The organism is Brevundimonas sp., from assembly GCF_036676055.1.
In the GTDB taxonomy this organism is placed as follows: Bacteria; Pseudomonadota; Alphaproteobacteria; order Caulobacterales; family Caulobacteraceae; genus Brevundimonas.
This window is the reverse complement of the sequence record NZ_JAKFDS010000059.1, coordinates 1-7,661: the sequence shown is the minus strand read 5'-3', so window position 1 is coordinate 7,661 and position 7,661 is coordinate 1. Positions and strand designations below refer to the sequence as shown.

The following is a 7,661-nucleotide window of genomic DNA, read 5'->3' as shown; positions in this document are numbered from 1 at the left end:
CCGCGCCCACGGCGCTCGACTGGCGCACCTCCCCGGCCCAGGCGGTCCGCGCCCTCGGAGACGCGGCCCGCGCGGGACGTCGCGCCGTGCGGCTGCTGCGCGGCCCCGCGCCCGCCGGCCGGTGGCTGGACTTGCCGGACGGCGATACGGTGCGCGAACGCCGCCGCGAGCCGGAGACGCGCGCCGTCGAACGGGTCATCGAGAAGGTGGTTGAACGCGACCGCACCCGGCGGAAACTGCCCGACCGTCGCAAGGGCTATATCCAGAAGGCCGCAGTGGGCGGGCACAAGGTCTACATCCATACCGGCGAGTACGACGACGGCGAGCTGGGCGAGATCTTCATCGACATGCACAAGGAAGGCGCCGCCTTCCGCTCGCTGATGAACAATTTCGCCATCGCGATCTCGATCGGCCTGCAATACGGGGTGCCGCTGGACGAGTTCGTGGACGCCTTCGTCTTCACCCGGTTCGAGCCCGCCGGGCGCGTGACCGGCAATGATTCGATCCGCTCGGCGACCTCGATCCTAGACTACATCTTCCGGGAGCTCGGAGTGTCCTATCTGGACCGGCACGAACTGGCCAACGCCGACCCGGAGGGTCTGAACGCCGACGGTCTCGGCGGCGGGACGCGCGAGGACGGTCAACCGGAAGCCGTCCCGGCCGCCCGCTTCATCTCCAAGGGCTTCGCCCGAGGCGCCGCGCCGGACAATCTCGTCGTCCTGCCGTTTGGACAGAGGCGGGGGCACCAACCCGAAAGCGGTCCTGCGGAAGCGACCGCCTGTCCCGAGTGCGGCGATTTCGCGCTTCAGCAGCGCGGCGCGGGCTGGATTTGCGACACCTGCGGGGCGGCCCCGTCCATGCAGGGATAATCAACGATTGTCCGTCAGGATGGCGCAGGACTTGCATCGCCGGGTGCGAGCCACGGAGCCCGCCATGAAGCCGATCCTGACCGCCTTTCTCGCCCTGGTCGCCGTCGCGACCGCCCTTCCCGCCGCAGCCCAGAACGCGGGCCAGATCGCCCGGGTTCGCGGAGGGGCGAGTTGCGCGGGCTGCAATCTGTTCCAGGGAGATTTCTCCGGGCTTGAAGCGCGGGGGTTGAACCTCAGCGGGGCGCGGCTGCGTCAGGCGGACCTCAGCCTCAGCGTCATGAACCGGACCCGCTTCTCCAACGCGGACCTGCGCGACGTGGAAGCCTATGGGGGCGTCTTCTCCGGGTCGAACTTCGCCGGGGCCAATCTGACCAACGCCAGCTTCGTCGGCGCCTATCTGGACGGTTCGAACTTCAGCGGCGCGACCCTCAGCGGCGCCAATTTCGCCGGAGCCTCGCTGGAGCGCGCCACCGGCCTGACCCAGGCCCGCCTCAATCAGGCCTGTGGGGACGAGGCGACGCAGCTGCCGCGCGGCCTGACCCTTCCCCGCTGCTGACCGGACAGGCGGAAGCCATCCACCTTACAGCGATTTAAGTAGGGTTTGCCGGTATTTGCGGGCAGAAACAGAGCGTGACCCAGTTTGCCTCGCCCCTGCTCCGTCGCCTCACCGCCGCCAGTCTGGTCGCAGGCGCCGCCATGACCGCGATGATGGCGACTCCAACCGCCGCCGAGGTCCTGCTGCAGTTCGGAATTCAGGACCGGGATGTCGCGCGGATGGTTTCCCTCGGCGGTTCCTGCAACCGTTGCGAACTGTCCGGCCGCGACCTGAGCGGGGCGGCCTTCCACGGCGCGAGTTTCACCAACGCCACCCTGGTCGGCACCGATCTGCGCGGGGCCGAGCTGATGGGCTCCAACTTCTCCGGCAGCGACTTCAGCCGGGCCGACCTCGACGGCGCCACGCTCGCCGGGGCCAATTTCACCGGCGCGAACTTCAGCGGCGCAAGCCTGGAAGGCGTCGACGCGGCCGCGGCGACCCTGGTGCGGGCCCGCTTCGCCAACGCGGACCTGTCCGGAGCCGAGTTGGTCGGCGTCAACCTGAACGGGGCGGTCCTTAGCGGCGCGGACCTCAGCGAGGCGGAGATGGTCGCCGTCACCCTCGCCAACGTCAGCGCCCGCGGGACCGATTTCTCGGGTTCCGATATCAGCATGTCCAACCTCTCGAACGGGGACTTTCGTTCGGCCGACTTCTCGGGGGCGGCGCTGAACGGGGCGCGGCTGACCGGCGGCGACTTCGACGGCGCGGACTTCGAGGACGCCGAGATGAACCGGACCGATATTCGCGGCGCGGACCTGTCGCGCGCGCGGGGGCTCAATCAGGCCCAGATCGCGCGCACCTGCGGCGACGCCAGCACCCGTCTGCCCGGCAATCTGAGCGCCCGGACCTGCCGCGGCGTTGGCGGCGTCCGGGTCACGCCGCCCGCCCCACCGAGGCCGCCGGCGCCGCCGCGCACCCGCAACCTCGTGGTCGCCAGCAGCGGTCGTTGATCAAAGGCCCCGCTCTCGCGGGGCCTTTTCGTTTCAGCCCTTCAGCGGCAGCGACGGCCGGATGTGCAGTTCCTTGTACTGACGCTCGGCCGCGTCCGAAGGCGCGCTCATCAGCAGATCCTGGCCCTGCTGGTTCAGCGGGAAGGCGATGACCTCCCGGATGGCGGTCTGGTTGGCCAGCAGCATGACGATGCGGTCGATGCCGGGGGCGAGGCCGCCGTGCGGCGGCGCGCCGTAGCGGAAGGCGTTCAGCATGCCGCCGAACTGCTCCTCGACCACCGAGGCGTCATAGCCGGCGATCTCGAAGGCCTTGAGCATGATGTCGGCCTTGTGGTTCCGGATCGCACCGGAGCAGAGCTCGTAGCCGTTGCAGACGATGTCGTACTGGTAGGCGAGGACGTCGAGCGGGTCCTTGGTCTGAAGCGCCTCCATCTCGCCCTGGGGCATCGAGAAGGGGTTGTGGGAGAAGTCGACCTTCTTCTCTTCCTCGCTCCACTCGAACATGGGGAAGTCGACGATCCAGCAGAATTTGAACTCGTCGTCCGAGATCAGGTTCAGGTCCTGGCCCAGCTTGGTGCGGGCGTTCCCGGCGAATTTGTAGAAGACGGACGGGTCGCCGGCGGCGAAGAAGGCGGCGTCGCCCTTGCCCATGGCGAGAGACTTCATCAGGGCGTCGGTCGCCTCGGCGCCGAGGTTCTTGGCGATCGGGCCGCCCCAGCCGCCCTGGTCCTCGGACCAGAAGATGTAGCCGAGACCCGGCTGGCCTTCGCCCTGGGCCCAAGAGTTCATGCGGTCGCAGAAGGCGCGCGAGCCGCCGGTCGGCGCCGGGATGGCCCAGACGGCGTTCTTCGCGTCGGCCGCGAGGATCTTGTTGAACAGGCCGAAGCCGCCGTCGCGGAAATGATCGCTGACGTCGGACATCTCGATCGGGTTGCGCAGGTCCGGCTTGTCGGTGCCGAACAGGGAGATGGCCTCGCGATACGGAATGCGGACGAAGGGATAGGGGTCGACCTTCTTGCCGTCGGCGAACTCCTCGAACACGCCGTGCATGACGGGTTCGATGGCCGCGAAGACGTCCTCCTGGGTGACGAAGCTCATCTCGACGTCGAGCTGGTAGAATTCCAGCGACCGGTCGGCGCGCAGGTCCTCGTCGCGGAAGCAGGGGGCGATCTGGAAATAGCGGTCGAAGCCGGAGACCATCAGCAGCTGTTTGAACTGCTGCGGGGCCTGCGGCAGGGCGTAGAACTTGCCCGGATGCAGGCGCGAGGGGACGAGGAAGTCGCGCGCGCCCTCGGGCGACGAGGCCGTCAGGATGGGCGTCTGGTACTCGAGGAAGCCCTGACCGACCATGCGCTGGCGGATCGAGGAGATGACCTTCGAGCGCAGGACGATGTTCCTGTGCAGGGTCTCGCGACGCAGGTCGAGGTAGCGGTGCTTGAGGCGGATGTCCTCGGGGTATTCGGGCTCGCCGAAGACGGGTAGCGGCAGTTCGGCGGCCTCGGACAGGACCTCGACGCCCGAGACGCGGATCTCGATCTCGCCGGTCGGCAGGTTGGGGTTCACCACCGCGGCTTCGCGGGCCACGACCTCGCCGTCGATGCGGATGACGCTCTCGGCGCGCAGGCGTTCGACCGCCTCGAAGCCGGGGGTCTCGGGGTGCAGCACCAGTTGGGTCAGGCCGTAGTGGTCGCGCAGGTCGATGAACAGCAGGCCGCCGTGGTCGCGCTTGCGGTGCACCCAACCGGACAGCCGGACATTGGCGCCGGCGTCGGTCAAACGGAGGGCGCCGCAGGTGTGGGAGCGGTAGGCGTGCATGGTCGGTTCGTCTTGGATTACGGGCCGCAAACGGCGCAATTCGGGAGGCGGAAGGGCGCATCATCCCCCCCGAAAGTCAAGGCCGGCGGCGTTGCGGAGGCAGGCGCGACCGGTCTCGCCCGGGACAAAAAAAGAGGGGGGGGCATAGTCGGCGGAGTCGGCGAGGGCGCGGAAAAAGGCGGGGGCGGAGTCGGCAGAGTCGGCATCGGTCCCGCGGGCGTTCCACGACGTGGCGATTTCGCCCTGTCGGCTTCGCGACTCCTGCGGCGGAGCGGCGCCGGTTCGGTTGTCAAAGACCGGAACACACAGGCGGGCAGGATACGCCCGCTGTCTTCTCAGGCGGGAAGATCGGTTCGAGGAACAGCCGTATCGTTGAAACGGCGGACGAATTTCGGCGGAACCCGACTATAATTTCGCCGATCGCCAGCACAGCGTCACGCCCTCGGGCGGGCCCGTGAACGACGCGGAACGCCGAAGCATCCACAAGCGGGGCCGCTCTATTCACGGGTGCGACGGCGGGCCGCGCGGACGGGACGCGGCGTCTGCTATGATGAACGGGATGAATGCCCGCCCCTCGCCACCAGACCAGATGCGCCTGCCGCTTCAGCGCGACCTGCCGGAGGGCGCGGAAGGCTTCGTGGTTTCGGACTGCAACCGCGGCGCGGTCGAGGCGCTGGCGGATTGGCCCAATCTGATCGGCGGGGTGATGGCGCTGCACGGACCCGAGGGTTCAGGCAAGAGCCGGCTTGGGCAGATCTGGGCCGAACGGGTCGGGGCCGTGGCGCTGCACGGGGCCGAGGCGGCGGTGATCGACCCGCTGGAGCTGGAGGGCCGACCGGTGCTGCTGGACCGGGCCCGCGACGTCGACGACGAGACCCTGTTCCACCTGATCAACCTGGCCCAGGCCCCGGGCGGGGCCCTGCTGCTGATCTCGCGCGACCCGCCCTCGGCGTGGTCGACCGCCCTGCCCGATCTGCGCTCCCGACTGGACGCCACCCGGACCGTCGCGCTCGAGGCTCCCGACGACGCGGTCCTGGCGGCCATGCTGGAAGCCCGGTTCGCGGAGCGCGGCATCCGCCCGGCGAAGGACGTCGTGCCGTATCTGCTGCGACGGATCGACCGGTCGGCGGCGGCGGCGGCGGATGTGGTCGAACGGCTTGACGCGATGCACCGGCCGGTGACGCGGGCGCTGGCGCGGGCGGTGGTCGAGGGGGCAGCGGAGAGCGGGGAGCTGTTCGAAGATTAAGCTCCCTTCTCCCCTTGCGGGAGAAGGGAGCCGAGCGGAGCGAGGTCGGATGAGGGGCCGTGCGGGAGGGGTCGGAGAGACCCCTCATCCGCCCCTCCGGGGCACCTTCTCCCGCAAGGGGAGAAGGACGCGCACTACAGCCCCAGCTTCGCCTTCAGGATGTCGTTGACCGCGGCCGGGTTGGCCTTGCCGCCGGTGGCCTTCATGACCTGGCCGACGAACCAGCCGAGAGCCTGGGGCTTTTCGGCGACGGCGGCGGCCTTGTCGGGGTTGGCGGCGATGATGTCGTCGATGGCCTTTTCGATCGCGCCGGTGTCGGTGACCTGTTTGAGGCCGTGCTTCTCGACGACCTCGGCGGGCGAACCCTCGCCGTTCCAGACGTGGTCGAAGACCTCCTTGGCGATCTTGGAGGAGATGACGTTGGTCTCGATCAGCTCGACCAGCTGGGCCACATGGGCGGCCGGCAGCGGGCATTCCGAGAAATCCTTGCCGTCCGCGGCGAGGCGCGCCGAGAGCTCGTTGGTGACCCAGTTGGCGACCAGTTTGGCGTCACGGCCTTTCGCGGCGGCTTCGAAATAGTCGGCCTTGGCCTGTTCCGAGATCAGCACCACGGCGTCGTATTGCGACAGGCCGTAGTCGGCCATCAGCCGACGGCGCTTGGCGTCCGGCAGTTCCGGCAGGTTCGCCTTGATGTCGTCGATCCACGCCTGCTCCAGCTCGAGCGGCAGCAGGTCGGGGTCGGGGAAGTAGCGATAGTCCATCGCCTCTTCCTTGGAGCGCATCGAGCGGGTCTCGCCGGCCGTGGGGTCGTAGAGGCGGGTCTCCTGATCGACCTTGCCGCCGTCCTCGAGGATCTCGATCTGACGCCGGGCCTCGTAGTTGATGGCCTGGGAGATGAAGCGGAACGAGTTGACGTTCTTGATCTCGCAGCGCGTGCCCAGATGGCTGAAGTCGCCGGTCGCCTTGTATTTGGCGTACTGGCCCTCGCGGCAGACCGAGACGTTGACGTCGGCGCGCAGGTTGCCCTTCTCCATGTCGCCGTCGCAGGTGCCGAGATAGATCAGGATGGTGCGGATCTTCTTGACGTAGGCGACCGCCTCTTCCGGCGAGCGGATGTCGGGCCGCGACACGATCTCCATCAGGGCGGTGCCGGCGCGATTCAGGTCGACATAGGACTCGGTCGGCGACAGGTCGTGGATCAGCTTGCCCGCGTCCTGCTCCAGATGCAGGCGCTCGATGCCGACGTTGAAGAAGGAGCCGTCTTCGGCCTCGACCTCGACGACGCCCTCGCCGACAATCGGGAAGTAGAGCTGGCTGATCTGATAGCCGGTCGGCAGGTCGGGGTAGAAATAGTTCTTGCGGTCGAACTGGCTGCGTTTGTTGATCTGCGCATTGAGGCCCAGGCCGGTGCGGACGGCCTGTTCGACACAGTATTTGTTCAGCGTCGGCAGCATGCCGGGGAAGCCGGCGTCGACCAGCGACACCTGCTCGTTCGGACCCGCGCCGAAGCCGACGGCGGCGCCCGAGAACAGCTTGGCCTTCGACGCCACCTGGGCGTGGATCTCCAGCCCCATGACGATTTCCCACGAGCCGGTGCGGCCCTGGATGAGTTTGGTGTTCTCGGACATGCTCACCACCACTTCTCGGGCTTCGCGACAAACCCCGCCGCGTCTTCCAGCGCGCTGGCGACCTGGAACACCGTCGCCTCGTCCAGGGCCTTGCCGATGACCTGAAGGCCCAGCGGCAGGCCGCCCTTGTCCACGCCCGCGGGCACCGAAATGCCCGGCAGGCCGGCGAGGTTGGCGGTCACCGTGAAGATGTCGTTCAGATACATCTGCAGCGGATCGACCTGCCGGTCGCCGAGGGCGAAGGCGGCCGACGGGGTCGACGGCGTCAGGATGGCGTCGACCCGATCCCAGACGGCGTCGAAATCCATCGCGATGCGGCGGCGGACCTTGAGGGCGCGGACGTAATAGGCGTCATAGAATCCGGCCGACAGGACGTAGGCGCCGATGGTCAGGCGGCGCTGGACCTCCTTGCCGAAGCCCTCGGCGCGGCTGGTCTCATAGAGGTCGGTCAGGGAGGTGGTCCCCTCGGCGCGGTGGCCGAAGCGCATGCCGTCGTAGCGGGCCAGGTTGGACGAGGCCTCGGCCGGGGCGATGATGTAATAGGCCGGCAGGGCGTAT

The 7,661-nt window shown here is 68.3% G+C and carries 7 protein-coding genes; 4 read left to right on the top strand and 3 right to left on the bottom strand.

Going from position 1 to position 7,661, the window contains the following annotated elements; translation table 11 throughout:
- The 3 genes from V6M45_RS10770 to V6M45_RS10760 all read left to right on the top strand — a co-directional run.
- On the top strand, window positions 1-869 hold an 869-nt coding region (locus V6M45_RS10770; protein WP_442880578.1), incomplete at its 5' end, for a TSCPD domain-containing protein.
- 64 nt (window positions 870-933) lie between these two features.
- Entirely contained in the window at window positions 934-1,425 is a 492-nt protein-coding gene (locus tag V6M45_RS10765; RefSeq protein ID WP_332656287.1) for a pentapeptide repeat-containing protein, read from the top strand.
- Window positions 1,426-1,499: 74 nt separating this feature from the next.
- Window positions 1,500-2,414 (top strand): pentapeptide repeat-containing protein, encoded by a 915-nt coding sequence (locus V6M45_RS10760; RefSeq protein ID WP_332656285.1) that lies wholly within the window; start codon window positions 1,500-1,502, stop codon window positions 2,412-2,414.
- Window positions 2,415-2,447: 33 nt separating this feature from the next.
- On the opposite strand, the gene aspS is transcribed toward V6M45_RS10760, so the two are convergent.
- The gene (aspS, locus tag V6M45_RS10755) at window positions 2,448-4,229 is read right to left on the bottom strand and encodes an aspartate--tRNA ligase (protein ID WP_332656283.1); all 1,782 of its coding nucleotides are present in this window, start codon (window positions 4,227-4,229) and stop codon (window positions 2,448-2,450) included.
- 559 nt (window positions 4,230-4,788) lie between these two features.
- On the opposite strand from aspS, the gene V6M45_RS10750 reads away from it, so the two are divergent.
- Window positions 4,789-5,475 carry a DnaA ATPase domain-containing protein gene (locus tag V6M45_RS10750; RefSeq protein WP_332656281.1) on the top strand — a complete coding sequence of 229 codons (687 nt, stop codon included), beginning with the start codon at window positions 4,789-4,791 and terminating at the stop codon, window positions 5,473-5,475.
- 134 nt (window positions 5,476-5,609) lie between these two features.
- On the opposite strand, the gene gatB is transcribed toward V6M45_RS10750, so the two are convergent.
- Both gatB and V6M45_RS10740 read right to left on the bottom strand, forming a co-directional pair.
- Window positions 5,610-7,103, bottom strand: a complete 1,494-nt coding sequence (gatB, locus tag V6M45_RS10745; protein ID WP_332656289.1) for an Asp-tRNA(Asn)/Glu-tRNA(Gln) amidotransferase subunit GatB — start codon at window positions 7,101-7,103, stop codon at window positions 5,610-5,612.
- A 2-nt stretch (window positions 7,104-7,105) separates the two neighbouring features.
- The coding region (locus V6M45_RS10740; protein WP_332656279.1) for an amidase family protein at window positions 7,106-7,661 on the bottom strand (556 nt) is incomplete at its 5' end.